Source organism: Sphingomonas mali NBRC 15500 (genome assembly GCF_001598415.1).
In the GTDB taxonomy this organism is placed as follows: domain Bacteria; phylum Pseudomonadota; class Alphaproteobacteria; order Sphingomonadales; family Sphingomonadaceae; genus Sphingomonas; species Sphingomonas mali.
Genome location: NZ_BCYX01000001.1, coordinates 124,288 through 150,883, shown reverse-complemented (window position 1 = coordinate 150,883; position 26,596 = coordinate 124,288). Strand labels below are relative to the sequence as shown.

The window sequence follows — 26,596 nt, the reverse complement described above, 5'->3', positions numbered from 1 at the left end:
TCTTGATCCAGATCGGGACAAACATAACGCTGGCGAAAAACTGGCGGAAAACCGGGGTTTTTGGTACCTATTCCCAAGATTGATCGCGCGCGCTTGGTTAATGGCCGCGCCGAGTAACAGGGAGTGTTAACCATGCGGACCCTAGTGATTGCTGCTGTTGCGGCCACCTTGGCCTTCGGCTGCGGTGCCGCCGACGCCCAGCGACTCGGCACCGGCGGCGCGCCCGCTGGCGGCTGGAGAGGCGGCCAACCGCCGCAAGGGCAGCCGATGCCGCGCCCCAATCCCGGCCAATGGCAAGGTCCTCGTCCGGGCAACCCGGGCGGCTGGAATGGCAACGGTTCTCGCCCCGGCAATCCGGGGAATTGGAACAATGGCGGCCAATGGCGCGGCGGCTGGAACGGCAATCGCAGCCGTTGGGGCAATCGCGTCGGCGGCTATTGGTGGGCCGGTGTCCAGGCGCCCGGCGGCTGGAACGGCTATTCGCGCATCAAGCGCGGCAAGCGCCTTCCGAATTATTGGCTGTCGTCTAATTTCATGATCGGTGATTGGCAGCTCTACGGCCTGATGACGCCGCCTGCCGGCTATTATTGGACGCGCTATTACAACGATGCGCTGCTCGTCGACCGTTATGGCGTGGTCTATGACGGCGCTTACGACATCAATTGGGACCGTTATGACGACGGTTATGCCTATGACGACAGCAACGGCTATGTCTCCGGGCCGAGTTTTGGCGGCCCGGCTCCGGCGTTTGGCGCTGACTATGCCGTGCCGGGCTATGGCGGCAACAGCAGCTATTACGAGGAACGCACGGACTATCGCGCCGTGCCGCCGCCCGTACCGGCGCCGACCATTGCCTATCGCGGCGGCTATGCCGGCACCTATTACACCCCGCCGGGCACCACGACGACGATCGTGATTCCGGGCGCAACGACCACGACCACGACCACCGAATACATCACCGAGACGTACCGCCCGGTCGCCCGAAAGGTCTATCGCGCGCCGGTGAAGAAGTGGCGGCCCAGGGTGCGGTGCACTTGCTACTGCGGTTGCCGCTGATCTGACCAGTTCGTTGGGGGACGCTGCCCGTCGTCGCTATCGCGACGGCGGGCAGTTCCGCTTTTAGGCGCTGGCGGCCATCCGGTCCGGACGATGCGCGCGGAGTTGCACCGCCAACGCACTCATCAGCACGCCTGCGACCAGGATGCCTGCGGCAATCGAGCGCAGCGCCATATCGGGTGCCAATGGCAGCGCCACGCCGGTGACGATCGCGACGAACAACAGCACGACGCCGCTGCCGATCAGCCAGCCGCGTCCGTGATCGTCCTCCAGCCGTGCGGCGGCCAGCACACTGGTCAGGCCGATCAGCAACGACCAGGCGGTCAGCAGGCGCAGGAACGTCGCGATCGGCATGTCGGGATAGATCACCGCCGCGGAGCCCGCGAGCAGCCCGATCACTGAGGCCACCGCCTGCCACGCCCAGCGCGTGCCGCTCACCGCATGGTGGCTGGCGAGCACCGCGGATCCCACGCCATCGGCAAAACAATAGAGCGCGAAGGCCACGATCAGCGACCCCAGAGCGGGTACGGGGATGGCCAGGGCCGCCGCGCCCATCGCGATGGCGAGCAGCGCCTTGATCGCGACGATCGGCCAGTGATTGGCCGCACGGTCGTTCAGTTGTTCGTCGAACTGCCCATCGGGCGGCAACCAATCGTCAGGTGCGAGCGTGGAAAACTGCGCGAAGGCGCGGCGTGCCGATCCCATCCGCGTCGGTGCGTCGTCCGCGGGAAACCCGTCCCTCGACGCCCGGTCGACGGGGTCGCGCTCGATCTCGATATCGCGTGTGCGCTGCCGGTCCATATCCCTAACCTCCTCCTGCGCGCGATGCGCCGCGCGCGGCGTCCATCGCGCGCAAGGGGAAGGAGTGATGCGGCAATATGCCGTGATCGGCGTCCCTCCCGCGGGAGCGCGCGGAATGCGACCTACAGGAAGGTCGTTCGCTGTCGCTCGCCATCCGCTCAGTGGTGCGGTCGGCTGCCCCTCGGGGGTGTCGGCTCGATTCTGTTCAGGACGTCGACGCGGCCGCTCAGGAACCGACCTGCGTGATCGCGCGTAAAAACGCGCAAAAGCTCAAAAGTTTCCGAGTTTTGCGATGAGTCGAAGGGGCGCCGCCGTCGTCCATTTTCGACCATCTCCGCTCCGGATGCGACGCCAGGCGCAGGGCAGGGATGCCGGCCGCCGCATTTGCCTCCAGTACCGAGTCGCAAAAGCGTCATTTCATGGGCCTTTCCGGCGTGCCTACGGCGATTTCGTTCCGGTTGGAGCTGTCCCCAATCCTCAACAAGCATCCGTAACATTACGTATTGCAAAGCAAATCCATCGTTGCCGCGACTGTCTTGCAGTTATGATAGTTCATGCTACCGTTATGCATCCTCACTCGAAAAGGAGTGGTTATGCGTCGAGCAGTCGGAGTTGGAGTTTCGCTGGTGGCCCTTGCATGGGCCGGGTCGGCATCGGCGCAGGACGCGCCGCAGAGTAACCCTGCGACGGCGGCAACCACACCTCCCGACGATAACGCGCCGAGGGTCGACGACATCATCGTCACCGCGCAGAAGCGCTCCGAAAATCTCCAGGATGTGCCCGTCGCGGTCAGCGCGGTGACCGGCAAGACGCTCGAGAACAAGCGCATCCTCGATTTGGTCGACCTGTCGAACGCAACGCCGGGTTTGCAGATCAAGTCGGACGACAACGGCGCCAACCCGCGCATCTTCATCCGCGGTGTCGGCGTCAACGACTTCAACCCGGCAACCGCCAGCGCGGTCGGCATCTATGCCGACGGCGTCTATGTCGGATCGCCGCTGGCGCAGCGCTTCGCATTCTTCGACTTGCAACAGGCTGAGGTCCTGCGCGGACCGCAGGGCACGCTCTACGGCCGCAACACCACGGGCGGTGCGGTCAACGTCACCAGCCGCAAGCCAGGCAACGAGGTCGAAGCCGACTTTCTGGCCGAATATGGCCGGTTCGACTCGGTCAACCTCCAGGGCGGGGTCAGCCTGCCGCTGGCCAAGGATCTGCTGTCCGTACGCGTCGCCGGCCTCTACCAGCGCGACGATGGCTATTCGGTCAACCGGCTCACTGGCAATCGCGGCAACAACGCCGATCGCTGGGCTGTGCGTGGCAGCGTCCATTTCACGCCGTCGAGCGCGATCACCGACGACCTCGCGGTCACCGTTGGCAAGTCGCGCGGCGGATCGATCTGGGCCTATAATCGCACCCTGTTCCCGGTCAGCCCGGACGTCGCCGGCCCCGACGGCCTCTGTGCGCCAGCTTATTACGGCACTGCGAACTGCACGAACGTGCTCGGCTACGCCAATGCCAGCAAGAATCTCTACGAAGGCGATTACAGCTTCGAGGGGAAGGACAAGGTCAACCTCTTCACCGTTGCCAATACGCTGACGATCAATCTCGGCTCGGCCGATATCGTCGCGGTGACCGGCTATCAGCATGCCGACCGCAACGACCAGGAGGAGACGGACGCCAATCCGCTGCCGGTGATCACCGCCAGCTACATCGCGCGCCAGAACACCTTCAGCCAGGAATTGCGCTTGCAATCGAGTGGCAAGCCGACCCTGCGCTACGTGTTCGGGCTCTATTATGCTCATGACGATCTGACCAACAATTCGGCCTATGACGTGCTCGCGATCCTGCCCGCCGACCCAGCGTCTGGGATCGGCCGCTTCGTCTGGCCGCTGGCGCAGAAGACCGACAGCTATGCGGCGTTCGGCCAGCTCGACTATGACCTGACCAGCCGGCTGACCGCGACCCTCGGGCTGCGCTATTCGGCCGACCACAAGGATTTTCATTACTTTAGCGGAGAGACCAATACCGGCACGCCGTTCTTCACCTTCGACGGTTCCAAGACCTTCGATTCGGTGTCCGGCAAATTCGGACTGCAATATCGCTTCACGCCCAACGTAAACGCTTATGCGAGCTACAGTCGCGGCACCAAGAGCGGCGGCTTCTTCAGCGGCCAGACTGGCAATATCGCCGATATCGGGCCGTACCGGGACGAGACCGTCAATGCTTATGAAGCCGGCTTGAAGACCGAATTGCTCCACCGCACGCTGCGCGCCAACCTGGCTGCCTTCTACTATGACTATCAGAACCTTCAGGTGTACACGACGGTGATCGACGGCTTCATCACGCGCCAGCTGTTCACCAACGCGTCCGCCGCGCGCATGTACGGTGGTGAGCTCGAACTGGAGGCGACGCCGGCGCGAGGGCTGACCATCTCGATGAACGCGGCCTATCTCAACGCGACCTACCGAAACTTCGTGTCGGCCGGCACCGATTATTCCGGCAACACGCTGCCGTCGGCTCCTAAAATCAGCGTCCAGACCGCGGTCGACTACACCCAGCCGGTATCGTTCGGCGCGATCGTCGCGAATGTCAGCGCGAGCTATCGCAGCAAGGTGTTCTTCGACACCGCCAATACGCCGCGCCTGAGCGATCAGGCCAGGGTCTATGTCGATGGGCGGTTGGGCGTGCAGCTTGTGCGCAACAAGCTCGAGATCGGCGTGTGGGGAAAGAACATCTTCGGAGAGACCAACATCTCAGACATTACGCCGATCGCGAGCCTAGGCTTCGACGTCGTCAGCGTCGGGCCGCCACGCACTTACGGCCTCTATCTCCGCGCGCATTACTGATCGGCGGACCGGCGTGACCGACATCGCAACGAAGAGCACACATGGCTGGATCGGCGCGCGGCCCAGCGCGGCGCAGATCGGCGCGATCCTGTTCGCGGGCGTCGCCGGGATTCTGTTCGCCGGCGTCGGGCCGCTGTTGCTCGGTGGGCTCGAGGCATCGGGCCGGATCAGTCCGGCGCAACTCGGCCAGGCGGGGACCGCCGAATTGCTGGCGATGGGCGTGGCGGCGGGACTGACCGGGCCGCTCTACGGCATCAGGAACCTGCGGCTGCTGACGATCCTGTGCGGGCTCGCGATGGCCGGGCTCAACGCGTTGTCGATCGTCGTCGATGGCTGGATGGTGGTGCTCGTCCGCGGCCTCAACGGCATTCCCAGTGGCGCGTTGATCTGGCTGATGACCGCGATGATTGTGCGATCGGCGCGTCCGGATCGTTGGGCGGCGATCTACCTGACCGTCCAGACGCTGGCGCAGGCGGTGATCGTCGCGGCATTGGGTGCCCTGGTAGAAGGGGCGGCTGGCGTAGGGGTGGGGTTCGCGGTGCTTGCCGCGATCGGGATCGCGACCGGTCTCGCCGGACTGGTGGTGCCCAACAGCCTGGCGGTATTGCCGGTTGACCCTGATGAGCCGACCGGGCGGCTGAGCACACGTGGGCTGGTCGCGCTCGCGGCCGCTTTCGCGTTCAATGCCGGCATCCTGGCGGTGTGGATCTATGTCGAGCCACTGTCGCGCCAGTCGGGGCATCCCGCAGGCACCGCAGGGCTGGCGATGGCGCTGTCGCTCGGCGCGCAGGTCGCGGGCGGATTGATCGCTACCTTTGCCGCTGGGCGCTTGCCGACCGCTCCGACCTTGGTCGTCTCGCTGCTCGGCATGGGCGCCGCGATGATCGTCTTCGCCTACCTCCCCGGCGTCACGGTTTTCCTGACCGTCTCGGCGATGTTCGGCTTTTTGTGGATGTTCGCCTCACCGTTCTTCACCCCGCTGGCGATCGACGCCGACCCGACGCGACGCGCGGCGATGTTCGGATCGGGCGCGGCGTTGCTCGGCTGCAGCGCGGGGCCATTCCTGGCATCGCTGGTCGTCGGTGAGGCGGATGTGCGGCAAAGCCTGACGCTCGGAATCGGGTTGCTGGGCACTTCGCTCATCATCGTCATGCTGCTGTACTTTGTCCGGGCCAAACGCCACTCGTTCGCCGCATGACAACAGCCTCTTCTCCTTCCGATCGCGCCGCCAAGGCCACCGGTGGCAAGCGCCGCCGCCGGGCCATTCCGCTTGCGACCAAGCATCGCCCGATCCAGGCACGTGGCCAGGACACGTTCGAACTGATTCTCGACGTCGCCGGCGAATTGCTGCGCGAGATCGGCTTTGAACAACTTACCACCAACCTGATCTGCCAGCGAGCCGGGCTGACGCCGCCGGCACTCTATCGCTATTTCCCCAACAAATATGCCGTCCTGAAAGAGCTCGGCGACCGGCTGATGCGCGCGCAGGACGATGAGGTGCTCATTTGGGTCGCCGAGGGCGGCCTGACCGGCGCGACGTTCGAGGAGCGGCTGGCCAAGAGCATCGCGATCCAGGAACGCATGGTCGCGGTCCACCGCGAATTTCCCGGCGGCATCGCGATCGGCCGCGCGTTGCGCGCGGTGCCGCTGCTCAACGATCTGCGCATCCGCTCGCGCGACATGGTGGCGGGCGCGTTCGCCGAGACGCTGCGCCGGCAATATCCCAATAGCGATGAGCGGCGGGTGCAGGTGGCCTGCCGGCTGATCGTCGAGCTCGGCTACTCGGCGAGCGAGATGGTGGTCGAGGAACCCGACCGCGACGCCGATATCATCAACCGCGAAGTGTGCGTGATGTTCGCGCGCTATCTTGAGCATTTCGACTGACCGCTGCCCATGGAGAGAGCAGGCATGGATTGGCACAATTGGTCGGGCAGCGTCGCCGCTCGTCCGCAGCATATCGAACGTCCCAAGAGCCGCACCGAACTGGCGGGTCTGATCCAGGCCGCCGACAAGGTGCGCGTCACTGGTGCCGGCCATTCCTTCATGCCGCTGTGCGAAACGTCCGGCACCCTGCTCAGCATGGGCGATTACGAAGGCGGCATCGACATCGCGCCCGATCGCCGCACTGCCTGGGTGCCTGCCGGCTGGGGGCTAGACCGGCTGACCGAGGCCTTGTGGGCCGAAGGGCTGTCGCTGATCAATCAGGGCGACATCAACCCGCAATCCCTGGCCGGCGCCACTGCCACTGGCACTCACGGCACCGGCGCCGAGCTAGGCAGCCTGTCGACCCAGGCCTGCGGGTTCGAACTGATGCTTGCGGACGGCAGCCTGGTCGAATGCGGCCCCGACAAGAATCCCGATCTCTATCAGGCGCAGCGGCTGTCGCTTGGCTTGTTCGGCGTCGCCACGCGGATCCGCATCAACGTTTTGCCGGCTTATTATCTCGAGGAGCGGATCGAGCGCCGCCCGCTCGCCGAAATGGCCGAGCGCTGGGAGGAACTCGGCGCCGCCACCCGCCATTTCGAGTTCTTCGTCTTCCCGTATGCCGATTACGTGATCTTCAAGACGCTCCACCCCGTGGAGGGCAGCGGCGATCTCAAGCACACCACCGACATCGACGAATCGATCTTCCGCAATATTTGCGAAATCGGGCGTCGCGTGCCCAAGCTGATCCCAACGCTGCAGCGTTTCATGATGAAGATGAGCGCGAAGCCGACCCAGCGTGTCGGGCCCGCCTGGCGCGTCTTTCCGTCCGACCGCACGATCCGGTTCGAGGAAATGGAATATGAAGTGCCGCGCGCCGCCGGGCTACCGACCCTCTTGGAGGCGATCGCCTATATCCGCCGCCGCAAGCTGCCTGTCGCCTTTCCGTTCGAATTTCGCCTGACCGCGGGCGACGATATCTGGATGAGCCCGTTTCACGCCGGCCCGGCCGCCTCCATCTCGTTCCACCAATATGCGAAGATGCCGTGGCGCGACCTGTTCACCGAAATGGAGGCGGTGCTGCGCAGCTCGGGTGGTCGCCCGCATTGGGCCAAGCGTCACACCATGACTGCCGACGACGTCGCGCGCCTCTATCCGCGCACCGGCGACTTCCTGCGCGTCCGCGAGACCGTCGACCCAGGCCAGAAGTTCGTCAACGACGACCTTGCTCGCCTGTTCGGCCTGACCCCTCCTGCCCGGAGCTGACTCACGTGAACGATTTGGAACTCCACGCCCATCTGATCGGTCGCCAGGGGTCGCGCCGCGACCTTAACACGCCTGTGCTGGTGCTCGATCTTGACCGGCTGGACAGTAATATCGCCCGGATGGCCGCGTTCGCCGCGGCGCATGGGCTCAAGCTTCGTCCGCACGCCAAGACACACAAGAGCGTCGATATCGCCAAGCGCCAGATAGCGGCGGGCGCGATCGGGCTGTGCTGCGCCAAGATCGGTGAGGCCGAAGCGCTGGCCGATGGCGGCATCACCGGTCTCCACATCACCTCGCCGGTCGTACCCGCTGCTGCCGTCGAACGGCTCGCTCAGCTCAACTTGCGTTCCGCTGGGCTGATGACCGTGGTCGACAATCCCGACAACGCCTGCGCTATCGCGCGCGCAGTCGAACAAGCGGGCGATGCGCCGCTCTCGGTGATCATCGACGTCGACCCGGGCATCCACCGCACCGGCGTGGCATCACCCGAAGCCGCCGTCGAATTGTTCGAAACGATCCGCTCGCTGCCCGCACTCGTCTATCGCGGCGTGCAATTCTATTGCGGCTCGCACCAGCACATCCACGCTTTCGTCGAGCGCGAAACGGCGATGCGCGAGCGCGCCGATTATCTCCGCACCGTCATTGCCGCGTTGGCGGAGGTAGGCGGTGCGCCGGAGATCGTCACGGGTGGCGGCACCGGCACGCATCGTATCGACGCGGAACTTGACCTCTTCACTGAACTTCAGGTCGGGTCCTACGTGTTCATGGACGACGAATATCGCGCCTGCGACCTGACCGGCGAAGAGGGCGCGCCGATCCCGTTCGAGACCTCGCTGATGATCGACACCAGCGTGATCAGCGCGAATACGCCGGGCCTGTTCACGCTCGACGCCGGAATCAAGTCGATGGCGACCGATGCGCCGCTGCCGTCGGTAGAGACCGGGGCTGCCGAAGGTGCGCGCTTCTTCCTGATGGGCGACGAACATGGCGCCCTGCTGACTCTGCCGGACACGCTCGCGCTTGGCGATCGCGTCTCGCTCCGCACGCCGCATTGCGACCCGACGGTCAACCTCTACGACAACTACCATGTCGTCCGCGGCCAGACGCTCGATGCGATCTGGCCAGTGTCGGGGCGAGGGCGGTCGCGGTAGACTGTCGCCACTGGCCTATATAGGCTTCGGTTACACAAGGTGCGTTGTGAGGATCGACAGCGATGGGGCTGACACCGCTGGGCATCGATGATTTCCGGACTAATCCGGCGCGAGGCGGGGAGCCGGAAGCGCCCGATAGCTGGCGGCTCGAAGTGTTCCAGACTTGCGTCTACGGTTGTTTTGCGGCGCTCCTGGCGGTTGGCTTCATCTTTAGCTTCATCTGGCGCATGGACGGTAAATCCATCGCGACGATCGGCTTGAGCGCGATTCTATTCGCCGGCATCGCGATTGCTCGTCAGCGAATCCTCGCGCGCAAAAAGCTGGCGTTCCAGAAGGCGCTGCAGGAATATCGCGATGGCTTGAGACACGCGTTCGACCATTGGAATTAGAATCGGAGCGCGCGGCTATCGGCCAGTCTTGAGTTCGCTCGGCCGCGGTGCCGGCCCCGCAAAGGTCACCAGGCTTTCCGATCCGTCCGCCGCGACGGCGGAGACGCCGACGAAATTGTCGTCGATTGGCACATTTTTCAGCACCAACTCGGTGGCGCCGGCGACATCGCGGACCACTGTCCAATTCTGCGTGTCGGCACGGCGCCAATGCACGCGGTATTTGACCGCGCCCGGAACCGCCTGCCAGCGCACCGTGGTGTCGCGCGACAATGCACCCTGGACCGTCACGCCCTCCGGCGCGGCAGGCGCGGCGGCAAGCCGGCGGATCGTCGCGATGTTGATCGCCGCCACCTTGGCCAGATAGGCGAAGTCCATCTTGTCGATCGTGTCGCCATAAGCGACGCCATTCTCGGTTCGGACATATTGGTGCTGCCCGTCCCAGCGCTCGGCGGCGACGGTGAAGCGAACCGCTGGGTAACCGAGTTCGAGAAAGGGCAGGTGATCGCCGCCGCGCCCGAACCGGTCCGGGCGCCGCACGATGAACGCGTCGAGCCCGCCGGGAATGCCTGCCGCGACCTGGTCGACCGTCTTGGCCAGCGCGCGGCTGGGGCCATCATCCTCGCCGCCGTTCATCCGGCGCGCGAGACCTCCCTTCAAATCCTCGCTCTCGCGAATGCCTTCGGAAAATACCCGCACGCTCTTGTTCGCGACCACGCCGCCCTGGCCGACCGAATTGCCGACGATGTCGTTGTTGAGCATCGCGGTGACCTTCCAGCCACGCTCTTTCGCGGTATCGGCAAGGAGCTTGCCGCCCCACAATCCCTGTTCCTCGCCGGAGAACACCGCATAGACGATCGTCGCGCGGAACTTGCGCTTCGACAGGATACGCGCCGCCTCCAGAACGACGGCGACACCCGATGCGTCGTCATTGGCCCCTGGCGCGTCCGCCTTGGCATCCATGACGTCGCCGACGATCGAATCGATATGTCCGCCAATGATGACCACGCGATCGGGGTCGGTGCCCTTTTGCACCCCGAGTACATCGACGATGTTCACACCGTTGGGCGCACGCGGGCCGGTGAAGTCGCGCGCGATCGTCTCGCTGGTCAGGCACCCGCCGCAGGCCGCGCCGATCGCGTTGAACTGCGCTTTCGCCCAGGCACGCGCCGCGCCGATACCACGCTTCGGATCATTGGGATCGGACAGCGAGTGTCGTGTGCCGAACCCGACTAGCGTACTGACTGTGGCTTTCATCCTCAGTGGCGAGGGCTGCTCGACCGCGGGACCTGCGGAAACGAGCGCGAGCGGGGCGAGCATCAGGACTTTGCGCATACGACAGCGTGACCCGATATCACGGTCCGCGCAATGAAATTGGACGCTGAACAACGTGCCTGCGCAGGCGTCATGCCGAGGAAGACGATCATCGAGTCGGTGCACAAATTTAGGGGCAACATGAATAATATTACGCAACGCCTGCGAAACGGTTGGCACTTACATAGTTAAGATACGTTCGTTTCAGTAACAGGAGGTACGCGTGATGGCCACGGAACGCGTAGTCGCGTTCGGGTTTCTGACGAGCAGAGACCTGGAATTGTTGGGCAGTGGCTTCAATCGCCATTTTCCGGTTACGAACGACGACTTGTTCGCCGAATTGATTGACCAGCTCGACCGGATCGAAATCGAGCCAGCGGATCGCGGTATTATTTTGCGGACGCGGGTTAGGTGATCGTCTCGTTCAGCTCAGACGATCGATCGCCTCGCGATCCAGGCTTCCGGGGATGACCATGATCGGGACCGGCAGCGTACCTGCCTCGCTTCCCGCGAAGTGGCTGACCAACGGTCCTGGCGATCCGCTCGGCGCCGCGCCGAGTACCAGTGCCGCGATTTCCGGATTGCCTTCGATCGTCTCGCGGATGACCTTGGGTGCATCGCCTTGTTTCAGCGTGATCGCGGGCTTCAGCCCCGATTCCTCGAACAACGTACCCGCCGCGCCGGCAATGATCGCTTCGGCGTGCTGGCGAGCCTCGGCCTCGATCGTTGCCTGGACGCCGCCAAAGGCAATGAATTCCTGCGGCGCCATGATCGACAGGATTTCGACGCCGCCGCCGGTCTTGACCGCGCGCCGGGCGGCAAAGCGCAACGCGACCTCGGCTTCGGGACTGTCGTCGACCACCACCAGATAGATGCGCATGTCGGCCGGGCTCCCCTCGTTCGCGCGATAGGTGACGCGGAACGCGCGTCCGCGCAAGCACCACGGTCTTGACCCGGAGCGTGCCGGGCGCGAAGGAGCCGCTTCCTAGTCCGCCTCCCCAGGACGCCCGAGAGGACGCAGAATGCCCATCGAGATCAAGATGCCCGCGCTTTCACCGACCATGGAGGAGGGCACGCTGGCGAAATGGCTGATCAAGGCCGGCGATACCGTCAAGTCGGGCGACCTGATGGCCGAGATCGAAACCGACAAGGCGACGATGGAGTTCGAAGCGGTCGACGAAGGCGTCATCGCCGAGATCGTCGTTCCCGAAGGCACCGACAATGTGAAAGTCGGCCAGGTCATCGCGATTCTCGCGGTCGAGGGTGAAGATGCCTCCGCCGCCAAGGCTGCGCCCAAGGCCGATGCGCCGAAAGCGGAAGCCCCGAAGGCTGACGCTGCTCCTGCTCCGTCGCCCGCGCCCGCAGCTCCTGCCGCGACGCCGGTTCCAGCATCCGCGCCCGCAACCTCGGGCGACCGCGTCAAGGCGAGCCCGCTTGCCCGCCGCGTCGCTGCCGAAAAGGGCGTCGACATCGCGTCGGTCACTGGCTCGGGTCCCAACGGCCGCATCGTTCGCGCCGATGTCGAGGGCGCCAAGCCTGGCACCGCGCCGGCAGCCACCGCCGCCGCGCCGGCCGAGGCAGCGGCTGCGCCGGCACCGGCCAAGCCCGCCGCGATCCCCGATATCCCGCATGAGGCGACCAAGCTGTCGAATGTGCGCAAGACGATCGCGCGCCGCCTGACCGAATCGAAACAGCAGGTCCCGCACATCTATTTGACGGTCGACATCCGTCTCGACGCACTGCTCAAGCTGCGTGCCGATCTCAACAAGAGCCTCGAGCCGCGCGGCGTGAAGCTCTCGGTCAACGATCTGCTGATCAAGGCGCTCGCCGCGTCGCTGATCCAGGTGCCCAAGTGCAACGTGATGTTCACGCCGGACCAGCTGATCAGCTTCCAGCGGGCGGACATCTCGGTCGCGGTCTCGACCCCATCGGGCCTGATCACACCGATCATCACGCACGCCGATACGAAGGGCGTCGCAGCGATCTCGACCGAAATGAAAGATCTCGCCACCAGGGCGCGCTACAACAAGCTCAAGCCCGAGGAATATCAGGGCGGCACCGCCTCGATCTCGAACATGGGCATGTTCGGGATCAAGCAGTTCGAAGCGGTGATCAATCCGCCTCAGGGCATGATCATGGCGATCGGCGCTGGCGAGAAGCGTCCATACGTGATCGACGATGCGCTCGGCGTCGCCACCGTGATGTCGGCGACCGGCAGCTTCGATCATCGCGCGATCGACGGCGCCGATGGTGCCGAGCTGATGCAGGCGTTCAAGGCGCTGATCGAAGCACCGCTCGGCATGCTCGCCTGAGGGACGGGCGATGTCCGCGCGGACTCTTGCCGAGGCGTGTTACATGGTCGCCAGCGCGATCGTGACCTACCTCATTACCGCGACGGCGGCGTGGGGTTATCCGCAGGGCGCGGCGACGATCTGGCCGATCGGCCTGATCGCGATGGCGTTCGTGATCGGCTTCGGGTTCAAGCCGTTCCTGATGTCGTGGCGAGCTGACCGCAGCGGGCGGCGCGACGCGTGAGCGCCGCCGCCTCTTTCAACCCGCCGGCGCGCGACCCTGCGATCCGCGTCACGGCGATGCCCGCCGACGCCAATGCCTATGGCGACATTTTTGGCGGATGGCTGATGAGCCTGATGGATTCGGCCGCCGGACTGGTTGCCGCGCGCCACTCGCATGGCCGCGCGGTCACCATCGCGATGGACGGCATGCAGTTCCACGCCCCTGTCCATATCGGCGACGAAGTGTCGGTCTATGCGCAACTGGCCAAGGTCGGGCGGACCTCGATGACGATCGATGTCGAATGCTGGGCGCGCGATCGCCACCGCGACGATCATCGCAAGGTAACCGAGGCGCGCTTCACCTTCGTCGCCATCGATCAGGACCGCAAACCGCGGCCGGTGATCGTCGAATGAGCGACGAACCACTCTCGCCGCCCGACCGCATGCCCGACATCCGCGTGACGGTGATGGCCGCCGACGCCAATCCCTATGGCACCGCCTTCGTCGGCTGGTTGTTCGGCCAGATGTCGCTCGCCGGCGGCAGCTTGGCGTCGCGCCGAACCGGCAAACGCGCGCCCGTTGTGGCGGCGGATGGCTTCAAATTCCTGGCGCCCGCCGATATCGGCGACGAATTGTCGGTGTGGGCCGAAGTGGTGGGTGAGGGGCGCACGTCGCTGACCATCGCCACCCAGGCCTGGAAACGCGACCGCCATGGCGAGGCGATGGCCAAGGTCGCGGAGGGTCGATTCGTGTTCGTCGGGCTCGGCGACAATCGTCAGGCCATGGCCTGATGCCTTCCAGCTTCCCATATTCTCTTCGATATTAAGCGAGGACCTCCCCAGTGTCTGAATCCTATGACCTCATTGTTCTTGGCTCCGGACCCGGCGGCTATGTCGCGGCGATCCGTGCGGCACAGCTCGGGCTCAAGACAGCGATCGTCGAGCGCGAATTGCTCGGCGGCATCTGCCTCAATTGGGGCTGCATTCCGACCAAGGCGCTGCTGCGCTCGGCGGAGATCTATCATTACATGCAGCACGCCAAGGATTATGGCCTGGTCGCCGACAAGATCAGCGCCGACCTCGACGCGGTGGTCAAGCGTTCGCGCGGCGTCGCCAAACAGCTGAATCAGGGCGTCACGCACCTGATGAAGAAGAACAAGATCACCGTGCATATGGGCACGGGCAAGCTGACGGGAAAAGGGAAGCTCACTGTCACCGCAGAGGACGGCAAGACGACCGACCTGACGGCCAAGAACATCATCGTCGCGACCGGTGCCCGCGCCCGCGACCTGCCATTCGCCAAGGCCGACGGCAAGCGCATCTGGACCTATCGCCACGCCATGACGCCGAGCGAGATGCCGACCAAGCTGCTGGTCATCGGTTCGGGCGCGATCGGGATCGAGTTCGCCAGCTTCTACAAGGATATGGGCGCAGATGTTACCGTGGTCGAGATGCTCGACCGCGTTGTCCCGGTCGAGGATGCCGACGTCTCGGCTTTCCTCGAAAAGGCACTCAAGAAGCAGGGCATGACCATCATGACCAAGGCTGGCGTCGACAAGCTCGACGTGACGGCCAATGGCGTGAAGGCCTCGATCAAGGACAAGGACGGCAAGGTCACGACGGCCGAGTTCAGCCACGTCATCGTCGCGATCGGCATCCTTCCCAATACCGAGAATATCGGCCTTGAAGAGCTCGGCGTGAAGACCGACCGCGGCCACATCGTCACCGACGGCATGTGCAAGACCAATATCGACGGCCTCTATGCGATCGGTGACGTGACGCAGCCGCCCTGGCTCGCGCACAAGGCGAGCCACGAAGGCGTCATTGCGGTCGAGGCGATCGCCGGCAAGCATCCGCATGCGATGGACCCCAGGAACATCCCCGGCTGCACCTATTGCCACCCGCAGATCGCCAGCGTCGGGTTGACGGAAGCCAAGGCCAAGGAAGCCGGCTACGACGTCAAGGTCGGCAACTTCCCTTTCATCGGCAACGGCAAGGCGATCGCGCTGGGCGAAGCCGAAGGATTCGTGAAGACCGTGTTCGACGCCAAGACCGGCGAGTTGCTCGGCGCGCACATGATCGGTGCCGAAGTGACCGAGCTGATCCAGGGCTACACGATCGGCAAGACCGGCGAACTGACCGAAGCCGAGTTGATGGAAACGGTGTTCCCGCACCCGACCTTGAGCGAGATGATGCACGAGAGCGTGCTCGGCGCCTATGGTCGGGCGCTGCATATCTGACGCGACCCGCCCCGCGGACGAACTCGCCATCGGGCGAATCTTCGCGGTCGCGGACCAGCCGGGGCGCGGTCGCGCTCGAACTCCGCCGTAGGGGCGCGTTCGCGACCGTGCCGCTGGCTAAAGTTTTGCGAATTCGGCGAGCAACGGCTGATATTCTTCCATCGACGGGAATTGCTCGTACGAATGCTGCGCAGCGACCAGCGCCCAAGGCAAAGCCTCGCTGGTATAGCTCTGGACGAATGGCGTAACCCAACTCGGATCGTCGAGCATCGTCGCCCGGACGTTAACGAAGCCCATGTCGGGCTCGAAGTCGGTATAGACCCAACTCTTGCATCGGTCGCAATGCTGATGGTGCAGCCGCTCGCCATGCAGCCCGCCGATAACCGTCTCGCCTTTGGTCAGCGCAAAGCCTCCGCGTGGCACTGCCACGCTGGTCGAATAGGCGCCGCCGGTCATCTTCTGACATCCGGTGCAGTGGCAGATCGCGGTGAACATGGGCGGCGCACTGATCCGGAAGCGGACCTCGCCGCAGCGACATCCCCCGTCCATCGGCAGCGTCCACTTCGTCATTCCATTCCTCCGTGCGTTGGGGCAGCCTGATCCTAACAGAATGGGGAGCAAAGGGGATGCAGACCTTCGCGATTTTGTGGCCGACGATTACGCTCGCGGCACTCAGCTTCGTGGTGATCGTCTGGGTCGCGGTGGCGCGTGCCGGATATATGAAGAAGACGCCGCCGCGGCCCGAAGACTTCGCCACTGGCGAGGCGGCGATGCGCTATTTCCAGCCGGTCGAGATGCCCGCCAACAATCTGCGCAACCTGTTCGAGGCGCCGGTATTGTTCTACGCGCTGGTCCCGCTGCTGCTGATCACGCACCAGGCCGGCCACGTTCAGGTCATCCTCGCCTGGGTCCATGTCGCATTACGCGTGATCCACACATTCGCGCACATCGTGCTGGGCAAGGTATCGGTCCGCGCCCCCGCATTCTGGGTATCGGTCATCGTGCTGATGGCGATGTGGATCGGCTTCGCGATCGATATCGCCAGCGCGCAATCCACCTATGACGCGGCGATCGACCATATGACGATCTGACCGTGTGTGCGCGGACCACCTGGTGTCAGGCGGCTTCTTCCTCGCTCGGCGCATCGATCATCTTGAATTCGCGCGGCGCGCCCAGCACCGGCGTGACCGTTGCGGCCGCCGCGGCGGCCTGGGCGGAGAAATGCTTCAGGCGACCATCGACATGCGCGCCGGTTTCGAGCGAGATCGTCTCGTACTCGACATCGCCGGTGATCCGCGCACCCGCTTCGACCGTCAGTTGGCGGATCGCCACCGCGCCCTCGATGCGGCCGGCGATGCGCGCCGTCTCGGCGCGGACCTGGCCCTGGATGAGCGCTTCGGTTCCGACGACCAGGCTGCCGCAATCGAGATCGCCCTCGACACGCCCTTCGATGTGCAGATCCGCCGAGGCGCGGACGTTGCCGGTCACGACGACGTCGGGGCCGATCACCGAGAAGCCGGCGCCGGAGCTGCCGTTGGTCCGGCGCGCCGTGGCGGCTGCGGGCTGATAGGTCGACGCCGGCGCGTCATCACGCTTGTTGAACATGCCATACCCCTTTGTGCGAATCCCGAGTCTCGCGCGCTAGCCTAGCGAACTCCTCATCAGGCGGGATAGGCCCGAAACGGGTTGAGCGGCAGGCCGTTGTCATTGGCGGGCGAGACGAGGAACTGGCCCAGGACCATCCATGTCGCCGCGATCATCGGCAACGCGCCGATCACGGCTAGACCGCTCAACCCAGAAACATAGGCGGCCAATCCGGCGAGCGACGCGAACTGGACGAGCCCGGCGATCTTCCAGCTTCGCCTGTCGTTGCGCGCGAAGGCAAGGCCAAGCGCGAGCACGTCCGCGAGGAAGAAATAGCGTTCGTGCATTCGCGGCAGCAGCCCGACGGTCGCGAGCGTCACCAGCAAGGCCGCCGCGAGCAGTTGGTCGCGGTCAGGCGGTTGCCAGGCAAAGCGCGCGATCAGCCCCGCGGAGACGCCAACGGCCGTGGCGATGGCGAGCCCCGTCAAAGGCAGGTCGCCAATCATGGGCAGCGCCTGCGCGATCGCCCAGATGTTGGGCGCGTTGAGCGACAGAAGGGGTGACCAATCGGCTTGGCGCAGGTAGATCGTGGCGAGATCGGCGGCGGGCCAGCCGAGCAGCCACGCCGGCAGCATTGCCGCGATGAAGGCTGTGGGCGCGACCGGCCATAGCCGGATCGGCACGCGCCACCCGATCAGCAAGGCGATAAAGATCGGGGCGGTGAAGGCCGGCTGCAGCTTGATCGCGAGCGCGAACCCGCACCAGGCCAGCATCGCGGCATGGCGTCGTTTCACTGCCGCGGTCAGCGCCATCACGCTCACAGCTGCCCACATCGCGTCGCACTGGGCGAGCAACCCAGCATTGAGGATGACACTGGGCAAGGCGAACACGATAATCGCCTTGCGGCTGGGATGCGCGACATCGAGAGCGGCCAGCAGCCGCCACATCGCCGCGACCAGCCCGATCGTGCCGGCGACCGATAGCAACTTGATCAACGTGATCGGATCTGCAAGCGGCGCGGCCAGCGTCGTCGCCGCGAGCAGGTAGAGATAGGGTGGTGTGTAATTGCCGAACGGGTGCGCGAAGGCGGCGATCGGCCCAGTACGGCGAATATGCTCGAACCACGGCACCAGATAATCGGGCAGGTCCTTGCCGAACCAGTTCCAGATCAACACATACAGGCTGGCCGCCGCCACGAGCGCGAGTAGGGTGGGGCGCCAGGATCGATCGAGCGAGGACATCGGCCCCTTTAACCACCATTGGGTTAGCGGGGCGTAAAGGTGGATTGGCTTCTCCCCCGTTGACCGTTTCCGACTCCCCGTCTATAGGCGCGCCCGCTCACTCGGCATTTTTGCCGCGCGGGTAAGAGCTGAACGTTGCCGGAAGACACGGACCCGGGAAGCCGAAAGGCGCTCCCTCGGTCCTTTTTCGTATTCGCTAACAATGGCTCCCGGCAAAGTAACCGCCAGACGTCTCTGGTAACATAAAGGTGAAGGGCTTCATGCCGACGATTAACCAGTTGGTCCGTAAGGGCCGTGATCCGCAGAAGGCCAAATCGAAGGTCCCTGCGATGGAACAGAACCCGCAGAAGCGCGGCGTCTGCACCCGTGTCTATACGACGACTCCGAAGAAGCCGAACTCGGCTCTGCGCAAGGTGGCCAAGGTTCGCCTGACCAACCAGCGCGAAGTCATCAGCTACATCCCCGGTGAAGGCCACAACCTTCAGGAGCACTCGGTGGTTCTGATCCGTGGCGGCCGTGTGCGCGACCTTCCCGGTGTGCGCTACCACGTGCTGCGCGGCGTGCTCGACACGCAGGGTGTCAAGGATCGCAAGCAGAGCCGTTCGAAGTACGGCGCGAAGCGTCCGAAGTAATCACACAGCCAGAGTAAGCCCCGGACGGGTTCCGGATCGGCTGAAGTTTGTAAAGGAAGTTCAAGATGGCTCGTCGTCGTCGTCCCGAAAAGCGGGAAATCCTGCCTGATCCCAAGTTCGGGGATGAGGTTCTGTCGAAGTTCATGAACAGCGTCATGCTGGACGGTAAGAAGTCGGTCGCCGAAGGCATCGTCTATTCCGCGATGGAAACCGTCGAAACCCGCGCCAAGAAGGACCCGCTCGCGGTGTTCCACGAAGCGCTCAACAACATCAAGCCGGGCATCGAGGTCCGCAGCCGCCGCGTCGGCGGTGCGACCTATCAGGTTCCCGTCGAGGTGCGTCCGGAGCGTGCTCAGGCGCTGGCGATCCGCTGGCTGATTTCGGCGGCGCGTTCGCGGTCGGAGAACACCATGTCGGCTCGTCTGTCGGGCGAGCTGCTCGATGCGTCGAACAACCGCGGCAATGCGGTCAAGAAGCGCGAAGACACGCACCGCATGGCCGAAGCGAACCGCGCTTTCAGCCATTATCGCTGGTAATAAGGCTGGATCGGCCGGCTCCGCTGCGGCGGGGCCGGCGATCTGGTATTGGTAATTTAATTACCTACATAGCGGGCAGCCGGATCGGCCGGCTCCCCACATTCCAAGGAAGCTACGACCATGGCCCGCAGCCATCCGCTCGACCGCTATCGCAACATCGGCATCATGGCGCACATCGACGCCGGCAAGACGACGACGACCGAGCGCATCCTCTATTATACCGGCAAGTCCTACAAGATCGGCGAAGTGCATGAAGGCACGGCGACGATGGACTGGATGGAGCAGGAACAGGAGCGCGGGATCACGATCACGTCGGCCGCGACCACGTGCTTCTGGCGTGCCGAAGAGGGCAAGGGCGAAGAGCATCGCATCAACATCATCGACACGCCTGGACACGTCGACTTCACCATCGAAGTCGAGCGTTCGCTGCGCGTGCTCGACGGTGCCGTGGCGTGCTTCGACGGCGTTGCCGGCGTCGAGCCGCAGTCGGAGACGGTGTGGCGTCAGGCGGAAAAGTACAAGGTTCCGCGGATGTGCTTCGTCAACAAGCTCGACCGCACCGGCGCGAATTTCGAGCGTTGCGTGGAGATGATCAAGGATCGTCTCGGCGCGCGTCCGCTCGTCCTCTATCTCCCGATCGGTATCGAGGGCGGGTTCAAGGGCCTGGTCGACCTGGTCCAGAATCGCGCGATCATCTGGCTCGAAGAATCGCTGGGCGCGAAGTTCGAATATCAGGACATCCCGGATGACCTGAAGGACGCCGCCGCTGCCGCGCGCGCCGAGCTGATCGAGGCCGTCGTCGAGCAGGACGACGCCGTCATGGAGAAGTTCTTCGAAGGCGAAGAGCCCGATCCGGCGATGATCAAGAAGCTGATCCGCAAGGGCACGCTGAACTTCTCGTTCGTGCCCGTGCTGTGCGGCTCGGCGTTCAAGAACAAGGGCGTCCAGCCCCTGCTCGACGCCGTGGTCGACTATCTGCCGAGCCCGCTCGACGTTCCCGCCATCAAGGGCGTCAAGCTCGACGGCGAGACGCCGGACGAGCGTCCGTCGTCGGACGACGCGCCGTTCTCGGCGCTGGCGTTCAAGATCATGAACGACCCGTTCGTCGGTACGCTGACCTTCGCGCGCATCTATTCGGGCAAGCTCGAAGCTGCGTCGCAGGTGGTCAACTCGGTCAAGGACAAGAAGGAAAAGGTTGGCCGCATGCTGTTGATGCATGCGAACAGCCGTGAGGACATCACCGAGGCTTATGCCGGTGACATCGTCGCGCTGGCCGGTCTCAAGGACACCACGACCGGCGACACCCTATGCGCCGGCGACAAGCCGATCATCCTCGAGCGGATGGAGTTTCCGGACCCCGTCATCGAGTTGTCGGTGGAGCCCAAGACCAAGGCCGACCAGGAGAAGATGGGCGTCGCGCTCAATCGTCTCGCGCGCGAGGATCCGTCGTTCCGCGTGTCGACCGATCACGAATCGGGTCAGACCATCATCAAGGGGATGGGCGAACTCCACCTCGAGATCCTGGTCGACCGCATGAAGCGCGAGTTCAAGGTCGAGGCCAATGTCGGTGCCCCGCAGGTCGCGTATCGCGAATATCTGGGGAAGAAGGTCGACATCGACTACACCCACAAGAAGCAGTCGGGCGGCTCGGGCCAGTTCGGCCGCGTCAAGGTGACCGTGGTCCCCGGCGAGCGTGGTTCGGGCTTCCAGTTCTTCGACGAGATCAAGGGCGGCAATATTCCCAAGGAATATATCCCCTCGGTCGAGAAGGGCATGCGCGAGACGGCGGAAACGGGCTCGCTGATCGGCTTCCCGATCATCGACTTCGAAGTCCACCTGACCGACGGCGCCTATCACGACGTCGACTCGTCGGCGCTGGCGTTCGAAATCTGCGCGCGTGGCGCGATGCGTGAAGCGGCCCAGAAGGCCGGCATCAAGCTGCTCGAGCCGATCATGAAGGTCGAGGTCGTCACCCCGGAAGATTATCTGGGCGACGTCATCGGCGACATGAACAGCCGTCGTGGCCAGATCCAGGGCACCGACGCGCGCGGCAACGCGCAGACCGTCGAGGCGATGGTCCCGCTCGCCAACATGTTCGGCTACGTGAACCAGCTGCGCTCGTTCACCCAGGGCCGGGCGAGCTACTCGATGCAGTTCTCGCACTACGACGAAGTGCCGCAGAATGTGGCCGACGAAGTGAAGGCGAAGCTGGCGTAACCCAAAAACTCCCGCTATGGGGCCGCCTTCGCGCGAGTCCCGTGGTGGATTTCACGAAAACGATTTTCCAGAAGGTAGGGAAAAATGGCGAAGGCAAAGTTTGAGCGGAACAAGCCGCACATGAACATCGGCACCATCGGTCACGTCGACCATGGCAAGACGTCGCTGACGGCAGCGATCACCAAGGTCCTGGCCGAGACCACCGGCGGCACCGCAGTCGATTTCGCCAACATCGACAAGGCGCCGGAAGAGCGTGAGCGCGGCATCACCATCTCGACGGCGCACGTTGAGTATGAGACCGCCAACCGTCACTATGCGCACGTCGATTGCCCGGGCCACGCCGACTATGTGAAGAACATGATCACCGGCGCCGCGCAGATGGACGGCGCGATCCTGGTCGTGTCGGCGACCGACGGCCCGATGCCGCAGACCCGCGAGCACATCCTGCTCGCGCGTCAGGTCGGCGTGCCGGCGATGGTCGTGTTCATGAACAAGGTTGACCTGGTCGACGACGAAGAGATCCTGGAGCTCGTCGAGCTCGAGGTTCGCGAGCTGCTGTCGGCTTACGACTTCCCGGGCGACGATATTCCGATCATCAAGGGCTCGGCGACTGCCGCGCTCAGCGGTTCGGACGCGAAGCTCGGCCAGGAAGCCGTTCTCGAGCTGATGAAGGCTGTCGACGAATATCTGCCGCAGCCGGAGCGTCCGCTCGACAAGCCGTTCATGATGCCGATCGAAGACGTGTTCTCGATCTCGGGTCGCGGCACCGTCGTGACCGGCCGCGTCGAGACCGGCGTGGTCAAGGTCGGTGAGGAAGTCGAGATCGTCGGCATCCACCCGGACGTCCGCAAGACCACCGTCACCGGCGTCGAAATGTTCCGCAAGCTGCTCGACCAGGGCCAGGCTGGCGACAACATCGGTGCGCTGATCCGCGGCGTCGGCCGTGAAGAAGTCGAGCGTGGCCAGGTTCTGGCCAAGCCGGGCTCGATCACGCCGCACACCGACTTCAACTCGGAAGTGTACGTCCTGTCGAAGGACGAAGGCGGCCGTCACACGCCGTTCTTCGCGAACTATCGTCCGCAGTTCTACTTCCGCACCACGGACGTCACCGGCACCGTCGAACTGCCGGCCGGCACCGAGATGGTCATGCCGGGCGACAACGTCGCGCTGGGCGTGAAGCTGATCGCACCGATCGCCATGGACGTCGGCCAGCGCTTCACCATCCGTGAGGGTGGCCGCACCGTTGGTTCGGGCATCGTCTCGGGCATCAGCAAGTAAGCTGATCCCCAAACGACCGCCCCGGCGCCCAAAAAAAGGGCGCCGGGGCGGTTGCTTTTTGTAGGAAGCGCCTGTATCCGCGCGCCTCCAGTTTAGTTTGAACAGCAAGAGGCTGCCCCCGCTTTGGGGAGCTGCCCCGCTCTTTGGCATCGGTAGGAACCATGGACAGCAATATTCGCATTCGCCTGAAGGCGTTCGATCATCGCGTGCTCGATCAGGCAACCGGCGACATCGCCGACACCGCCCGACGTACCGGCGCTCTTATCCGTGGTCCGATCCCGTTGCCGACGCGCATCGAGAAGTTCACCGTGAACCGCGGCCCGCACATCGACAAGAAGTCGCGCGAGCAGTTCGAGGTGCGCACCTACAAGCGTATGCTGGACATCGTTCAGCCGACCCCGCAGACCGTCGATGCGCTGATGAAGCTCGACCTCGCCGCGGGCGTCGACGTGGAAATCAAGCTCGCCTGAGCGAGTTTGGCTTAACCCTCGCGAAAACGAGGGTGGCCGGTTGACGGGGCGCTCTGCTTCGACTATCGGCGCTGCTCCCGCGGTTGACCAATCGGTCCTGCGGGACGCTGACAAATAGAGATACCGCTGATCTTCTGATCAGGACAGCGTCTCCCGTCACGTTCCTGGCTTAGGCCAACGAACAACCAGCCCGGGACGGGGGCTCGCTTCGCATTTCCGGGCTGGATCGATCGGTGTTCGTCATCGGTCACAAGCACCCTTGGGATGGTCCCTTGGGTGCCTCTGTTATGGAGTGAACAGATCATGCGCACTGGCGTGATCGCGAAGAAGTTGGGGATGACCCGCCTGTTCCAGGATGATGGCCGCCACGTGCCGGTCACTGTCCTGTCGCTCGAAGGGCTGCAGGTTATCTCCCGTCGCGAAATGGATAAGGACGGCTACACCGCCGTTCAGCTCGGGGCCGGCACGGCCAAGGCGAAGAACGTCGCCAAGCCGCAGCGCGGTCACTTCGGCAAGGCGGAAGTCGAGCCCAAGGCGATCGTTGCGGAATTCCGCGTCGACGAAGACGGCCTGCTCGATGTTGGTGCCGAGATTTCGGCAGACCACTTCGTCGCCGGCCAGATCGTCGATATCCAGGGCAAGACCCAGGGTAAGGGCTTCCAGGGCGGCATGAAGCGCTGGGGCTTCGGTGGTTTGCGCGCGACGCACGGCGTTTCGGTCTCGCACCGTTCGCTCGGTTCGACCGGTCAGCGCCAGGATCCGGGCAAGGTCTTCAAGAACAAGAAGATGGCCGGCCACATGGGCGATAAATATCGCACCCAGCAGAATCTCGAGATCGTCGGCACGGACGTCGAGCGCGGTTTGATCTTCGTGAAGGGCTCCGTGCCCGGCTCGAAGGGCGGCTGGCTGTTCGTCAAGGATGCCGTCAAGGTCGCCCGCCACGCCGACGCGCCGTTCCCGGCCGGGCTGAAGCAGGCCGCCAACAGCAACAACGCTCCCGCAGAGACGCCCGCCGAGACGGTGGACGCCCCTGAGGCGACCGAAGGCCAGGAGGGCTGAACGTGAAGGTCAAGGTTCAATCCTTCGACGCCAAGGCGAAGGCCGCGGACATCGAGCTCAACGACGAGGTCTTCGGCCTCGATCCGCGCGCCGACATCCTGCACCGCGTCGTCACCTGGCAGCTCGAAAAGCGTCGTGCGACCGCGCGCGGCACGCGTGAGCGCGCCGACGTTGCCCGCACCGGCAAGAAATATGGTCGCCAGAAGGGCGGCGGTACCGCTCGTCACGGCGATCGCCGAGCCCCGATCTTCATCGGTGGTGGTAAGGCTCACGGCGCCCGCGTTCGCGACTTCAATCCGTCGCTGAACAAGAAGATCCGTGCGCTCGGCCTCAAGATGGCGCTGTCGACCCATGCCAAGGCCGGGTCGCTGATCGTCATGGACTCGATCGCGATCGACGGCGGCAAGACGAAGGCGCTCAAGGGCAACCTCGAGAAGATCGGCTTCGGTAAGACCGCGTTGGTGATCGATGGCGACGCCGTCGAGAACACCTTCGCGCTCGCCGCCGGCAATCTTCGGGAGATCAACGTTCTCCCGGCCGCCGGCGCCAACGTCTACGACATCCTGAAGCATGACACGCTGGTGCTGACGCGCGCTGCGGTCGAGAAGCTGGAGGCGCGTTTCAATGGCTAAGAAGCCGACCAAAAGCGCGGTCGACATCCGTCACTATGACGTGATCGTCGCCCCGCACATCACCGAGAAGTCGACGCTCGTCAGCGAGCAGAACGCGGTGGTGTTCAAGGTTGCGCGCGACGCGACCAAGCCGGAGATCAAGGCTGCCGTCGAGGCGCTGTTCAATGTCAGCGTGTCGAACGTCAACACGATCGTCCAGAAGGGCAAGACCAAGAAGTGGAAGGGCGCTCCCTATACGCGCTCTGACATGAAGAAGGCGATTGTCACCCTCAAGGAAGGTCAGTCGATCGACGTGACCGAAGGGGTCAAGGCGTAATGGCACTCAAGCATTACAACCCGACGAGCCCGGCCCGCCGTGGCTTGATCCTCGTCGACCGTTCGGCGCTGTACAAGGGCAAGCCCGTCAAGGCGCTGACCGAAGGCAAGCGCAAGACCGGTGGCCGTAACAACAAGGGCCATGTCACCTCGCGCGGCATCGCCGGCGGCCACAAGCAGCGTTATCGCATCATCGATTTCAAGCGCCGCCTGTGGGACGTCGACGGCACCGTCGAGCGGATCGAGTACGATCCCAACCGTACCGCGTTCATCGCTCTGGTGAACTATGGCGCGGGTGAGGACGGCAAGGATCGCGTCGCCTATATCATCGCGCCGCAGCGCCTCGCCGTCGGCGACAAGGTCGTCGCCGGCAAGAAGACCGACGTGAAGCCGGGCAACGCCATGGAGCTGGGCCAGATGCCGGTCGGCACCATCGTCCACAACGTGGAGATGAAGCCGGGCAAGGGTGGTCAGATCGCACGGTCGGCAGGGACGTATGTCCAGGTCGTCGGTCGCGACCGCGGAATGGTCATCGTTCGCCTCAACTCGGGCGAGCAGCGCTACATTCCGGCGGATTGCATGGCGACGGTCGGTGCGGTGTCCAACCCGGACAACCAGAACACCAACCTCGGCAAGGCTGGCCGCAATCGTTGGAAGGGCATTCGCCCGCTGACCCGCGGCGTCGCCAAGAACCCGGTCGACCACCCGCATGGCGGTGGTGAAGGCCGGACCTCGGGCGGCCGTCACCCGGTCACCCCGTGGGGCAAGCCGACCAAGGGTGCGCGCACCCGTCACAACAAGCAGACCGACAAGTTCATCATCCGGTCGCGTCACGCGAAGAAGAAGGGCTAACCGCTCATGGCTCGTTCCGTTTGGAAAGGTCCGTTCGTCGACCTCAGCCTCCTGAAGAAGGCGGAAGTCGCTCAGGAATCGAATGGTCGTACCGGCCCGATCAAGACCTGGTCGCGTCGCTCGACCATCCTGCCGCAGTTCGTCGGCCTGACCTTCAGCGTCTACAACGGCCGCAAGTTCGTGCCGGTGTCGGTCAATGAGGACATGGTCGGCATGAAGCTCGGCGAGTTCGCGCCGACCCGGTATTTCCCGGGTCACGCCGCCGACAAGAAGGGCAAGCGTTAA

30 protein-coding genes are annotated in these 26,596 nt (G+C 64.2%); 24 read left to right on the top strand and 6 right to left on the bottom strand.

Annotated elements, in window-relative coordinates:
- Positions 1-132: 132 nt before the first annotated feature.
- The gene (locus SMA01S_RS24970; RefSeq protein WP_084249950.1) at positions 133-1,056 is read left to right on the top strand and encodes an RcnB family protein; all 924 of its coding nucleotides are present in this window, start codon (positions 133-135) and stop codon (positions 1,054-1,056) included.
- Positions 1,057-1,119: 63 nt separating this feature from the next.
- Here SMA01S_RS24970 and SMA01S_RS00730 read toward each other — a convergent pair whose 3' ends face one another.
- Complete coding sequence (locus tag SMA01S_RS00730) at positions 1,120-1,857, bottom strand: HdeD family acid-resistance protein (protein ID WP_066816220.1); 738 nt, start codon at positions 1,855-1,857, stop codon at positions 1,120-1,122.
- Positions 1,858-2,483: 626 nt separating this feature from the next.
- Here SMA01S_RS00730 and SMA01S_RS00725 point away from each other — a divergent pair.
- From SMA01S_RS00725 to SMA01S_RS00700, 6 genes are all read left to right on the top strand, one after another.
- Entirely contained in the window at positions 2,484-4,703 is a 2,220-nt protein-coding gene (locus SMA01S_RS00725) for a TonB-dependent receptor (protein WP_218016790.1), read from the top strand.
- Positions 4,704-4,716: 13 nt separating this feature from the next.
- Entirely contained in the window at positions 4,717-5,901 is a 1,185-nt protein-coding gene (locus tag SMA01S_RS00720) for an MFS transporter (protein ID WP_066816214.1), read from the top strand.
- Positions 5,898-6,587, top strand: coding sequence for a TetR/AcrR family transcriptional regulator (locus tag SMA01S_RS00715; protein WP_084249949.1), 690 nt, complete (start codon positions 5,898-5,900; stop codon positions 6,585-6,587). Before SMA01S_RS00720 ends, SMA01S_RS00715 begins: the two co-directional genes overlap by 4 nt.
- A 24-nt stretch (positions 6,588-6,611) precedes the next feature.
- Positions 6,612-7,892 carry a D-arabinono-1,4-lactone oxidase gene (locus tag SMA01S_RS00710; protein ID WP_066816212.1) on the top strand — a complete coding sequence of 427 codons (1,281 nt, stop codon included), beginning with the start codon at positions 6,612-6,614 and terminating at the stop codon, positions 7,890-7,892.
- Between the two features lie 5 nt (positions 7,893-7,897).
- Positions 7,898-9,043 carry a DSD1 family PLP-dependent enzyme gene (locus tag SMA01S_RS00705; protein WP_066816209.1) on the top strand — a complete coding sequence of 382 codons (1,146 nt, stop codon included), beginning with the start codon at positions 7,898-7,900 and terminating at the stop codon, positions 9,041-9,043.
- 62 nt (positions 9,044-9,105) lie between these two features.
- Positions 9,106-9,432, top strand: coding sequence for a hypothetical protein (locus SMA01S_RS00700; protein ID WP_066816207.1), 327 nt, complete (start codon positions 9,106-9,108; stop codon positions 9,430-9,432).
- A gap of 15 nt (positions 9,433-9,447) precedes the next feature.
- On the opposite strand, the gene SMA01S_RS00695 is transcribed toward SMA01S_RS00700, so the two are convergent.
- On the bottom strand, positions 9,448-10,764 hold the full coding sequence (locus tag SMA01S_RS00695; protein WP_066816205.1) for a M20/M25/M40 family metallo-hydrolase: 1,317 nt from the start codon (positions 10,762-10,764) through the stop codon (positions 9,448-9,450).
- A gap of 205 nt (positions 10,765-10,969) precedes the next feature.
- On the opposite strand from SMA01S_RS00695, the gene SMA01S_RS00690 reads away from it, so the two are divergent.
- Positions 10,970-11,158 (top strand): hypothetical protein, encoded by a 189-nt coding sequence (locus tag SMA01S_RS00690; protein ID WP_066816203.1) that lies wholly within the window; start codon positions 10,970-10,972, stop codon positions 11,156-11,158.
- A gap of 9 nt (positions 11,159-11,167) precedes the next feature.
- On the opposite strand, the gene SMA01S_RS00685 is transcribed toward SMA01S_RS00690, so the two are convergent.
- Positions 11,168-11,623, bottom strand: coding sequence for a universal stress protein (locus SMA01S_RS00685; RefSeq protein WP_066816804.1), 456 nt, complete (start codon positions 11,621-11,623; stop codon positions 11,168-11,170).
- Between the two features lie 142 nt (positions 11,624-11,765).
- Between SMA01S_RS00685 and SMA01S_RS00680 the strand changes: the two genes are divergently transcribed.
- From SMA01S_RS00680 to lpdA, 5 genes are read left to right on the top strand one after another with little or no spacing between them, the layout of a single operon-like run.
- Complete coding sequence (locus SMA01S_RS00680; RefSeq protein ID WP_066816200.1) at positions 11,766-13,055, top strand: pyruvate dehydrogenase complex dihydrolipoamide acetyltransferase; 1,290 nt, start codon at positions 11,766-11,768, stop codon at positions 13,053-13,055.
- A 10-nt stretch (positions 13,056-13,065) separates the two neighbouring features.
- The gene (locus SMA01S_RS00675) at positions 13,066-13,278 is read left to right on the top strand and encodes a hypothetical protein (RefSeq protein ID WP_157093722.1); all 213 of its coding nucleotides are present in this window, start codon (positions 13,066-13,068) and stop codon (positions 13,276-13,278) included.
- A 56-nt stretch (positions 13,279-13,334) separates the two neighbouring features.
- Complete coding sequence (locus SMA01S_RS00670; RefSeq protein WP_066816801.1) at positions 13,335-13,670, top strand: acyl-CoA thioesterase; 336 nt, start codon at positions 13,335-13,337, stop codon at positions 13,668-13,670.
- Entirely contained in the window at positions 13,667-14,047 is a 381-nt protein-coding gene (locus SMA01S_RS00665) for an acyl-CoA thioesterase (RefSeq protein ID WP_066816194.1), read from the top strand. Before SMA01S_RS00670 ends, SMA01S_RS00665 begins: the two co-directional genes overlap by 4 nt.
- A 50-nt stretch (positions 14,048-14,097) precedes the next feature.
- Positions 14,098-15,495: a dihydrolipoyl dehydrogenase gene (gene lpdA, locus SMA01S_RS00660; protein ID WP_066816191.1), complete on the top strand. Its 1,398-nt coding sequence runs from the start codon at positions 14,098-14,100 to the stop codon at positions 15,493-15,495.
- A gap of 117 nt (positions 15,496-15,612) precedes the next feature.
- Here lpdA and SMA01S_RS00655 read toward each other — a convergent pair whose 3' ends face one another.
- Complete coding sequence (locus tag SMA01S_RS00655) at positions 15,613-16,065, bottom strand: GFA family protein (protein WP_066816186.1); 453 nt, start codon at positions 16,063-16,065, stop codon at positions 15,613-15,615.
- A 56-nt stretch (positions 16,066-16,121) separates the two neighbouring features.
- Between SMA01S_RS00655 and SMA01S_RS00650 the strand changes: the two genes are divergently transcribed.
- A complete protein-coding gene (locus tag SMA01S_RS00650) occupies positions 16,122-16,586 on the top strand; it encodes an MAPEG family protein (RefSeq protein ID WP_066816183.1) in 465 nt (154 codons plus the stop codon).
- 25 nt (positions 16,587-16,611) lie between these two features.
- On the opposite strand, the gene SMA01S_RS00645 is transcribed toward SMA01S_RS00650, so the two are convergent.
- Both SMA01S_RS00645 and SMA01S_RS00640 read right to left on the bottom strand, forming a co-directional pair.
- Entirely contained in the window at positions 16,612-17,100 is a 489-nt protein-coding gene (locus SMA01S_RS00645; protein WP_066816180.1) for a bactofilin family protein, read from the bottom strand.
- 56 nt (positions 17,101-17,156) lie between these two features.
- Positions 17,157-18,320, bottom strand: a complete 1,164-nt coding sequence (locus tag SMA01S_RS00640; protein ID WP_066816173.1) for a putative hexosyltransferase — start codon at positions 18,318-18,320, stop codon at positions 17,157-17,159.
- A 260-nt stretch (positions 18,321-18,580) separates the two neighbouring features.
- Here SMA01S_RS00640 and rpsL point away from each other — a divergent pair, with 260 nt between their 5' ends.
- The 10 genes from rpsL to rpsS all read left to right on the top strand — a co-directional run bounded on the left by rpsL (position 18,581) and on the right by rpsS (position 26,596).
- Positions 18,581-18,952 (top strand): 30S ribosomal protein S12, encoded by a 372-nt coding sequence (gene rpsL / locus SMA01S_RS00635; RefSeq protein WP_022691828.1) that lies wholly within the window; start codon positions 18,581-18,583, stop codon positions 18,950-18,952.
- Positions 18,953-19,017: 65 nt separating this feature from the next.
- Positions 19,018-19,488 carry a 30S ribosomal protein S7 gene (rpsG, locus tag SMA01S_RS00630; RefSeq protein ID WP_066816170.1) on the top strand — a complete coding sequence of 157 codons (471 nt, stop codon included), beginning with the start codon at positions 19,018-19,020 and terminating at the stop codon, positions 19,486-19,488.
- A 120-nt stretch (positions 19,489-19,608) separates the two neighbouring features.
- Positions 19,609-21,705, top strand: coding sequence for an elongation factor G (gene fusA, locus SMA01S_RS00625; RefSeq protein WP_066816168.1), 2,097 nt, complete (start codon positions 19,609-19,611; stop codon positions 21,703-21,705).
- An 84-nt stretch (positions 21,706-21,789) separates the two neighbouring features.
- Positions 21,790-22,983 (top strand): elongation factor Tu, encoded by a 1,194-nt coding sequence (gene tuf, locus SMA01S_RS00620; RefSeq protein ID WP_066816166.1) that lies wholly within the window; start codon positions 21,790-21,792, stop codon positions 22,981-22,983.
- A 161-nt stretch (positions 22,984-23,144) separates the two neighbouring features.
- Complete coding sequence (gene rpsJ / locus SMA01S_RS00615) at positions 23,145-23,453, top strand: 30S ribosomal protein S10 (protein WP_007406109.1); 309 nt, start codon at positions 23,145-23,147, stop codon at positions 23,451-23,453.
- Between the two features lie 303 nt (positions 23,454-23,756).
- A complete protein-coding gene (rplC, locus tag SMA01S_RS00610) occupies positions 23,757-24,512 on the top strand; it encodes a 50S ribosomal protein L3 (RefSeq protein ID WP_066816154.1) in 756 nt (251 codons plus the stop codon).
- Between the two features lie 2 nt (positions 24,513-24,514).
- Positions 24,515-25,144 carry a 50S ribosomal protein L4 gene (gene rplD, locus SMA01S_RS00605; protein ID WP_066803629.1) on the top strand — a complete coding sequence of 210 codons (630 nt, stop codon included), beginning with the start codon at positions 24,515-24,517 and terminating at the stop codon, positions 25,142-25,144.
- Positions 25,137-25,460 carry a 50S ribosomal protein L23 gene (locus SMA01S_RS00600; RefSeq protein WP_066584004.1) on the top strand — a complete coding sequence of 108 codons (324 nt, stop codon included), beginning with the start codon at positions 25,137-25,139 and terminating at the stop codon, positions 25,458-25,460. The genes rplD and SMA01S_RS00600 overlap by 8 nt, the downstream gene beginning before the upstream one ends.
- On the top strand, positions 25,460-26,311 hold the full coding sequence (gene rplB / locus SMA01S_RS00595) for a 50S ribosomal protein L2 (RefSeq protein ID WP_066583996.1): 852 nt from the start codon (positions 25,460-25,462) through the stop codon (positions 26,309-26,311). The genes SMA01S_RS00600 and rplB overlap by 1 nt, the downstream gene beginning before the upstream one ends.
- A 6-nt stretch (positions 26,312-26,317) precedes the next feature.
- Entirely contained in the window at positions 26,318-26,596 is a 279-nt protein-coding gene (gene rpsS / locus SMA01S_RS00590; protein WP_066816147.1) for a 30S ribosomal protein S19, read from the top strand.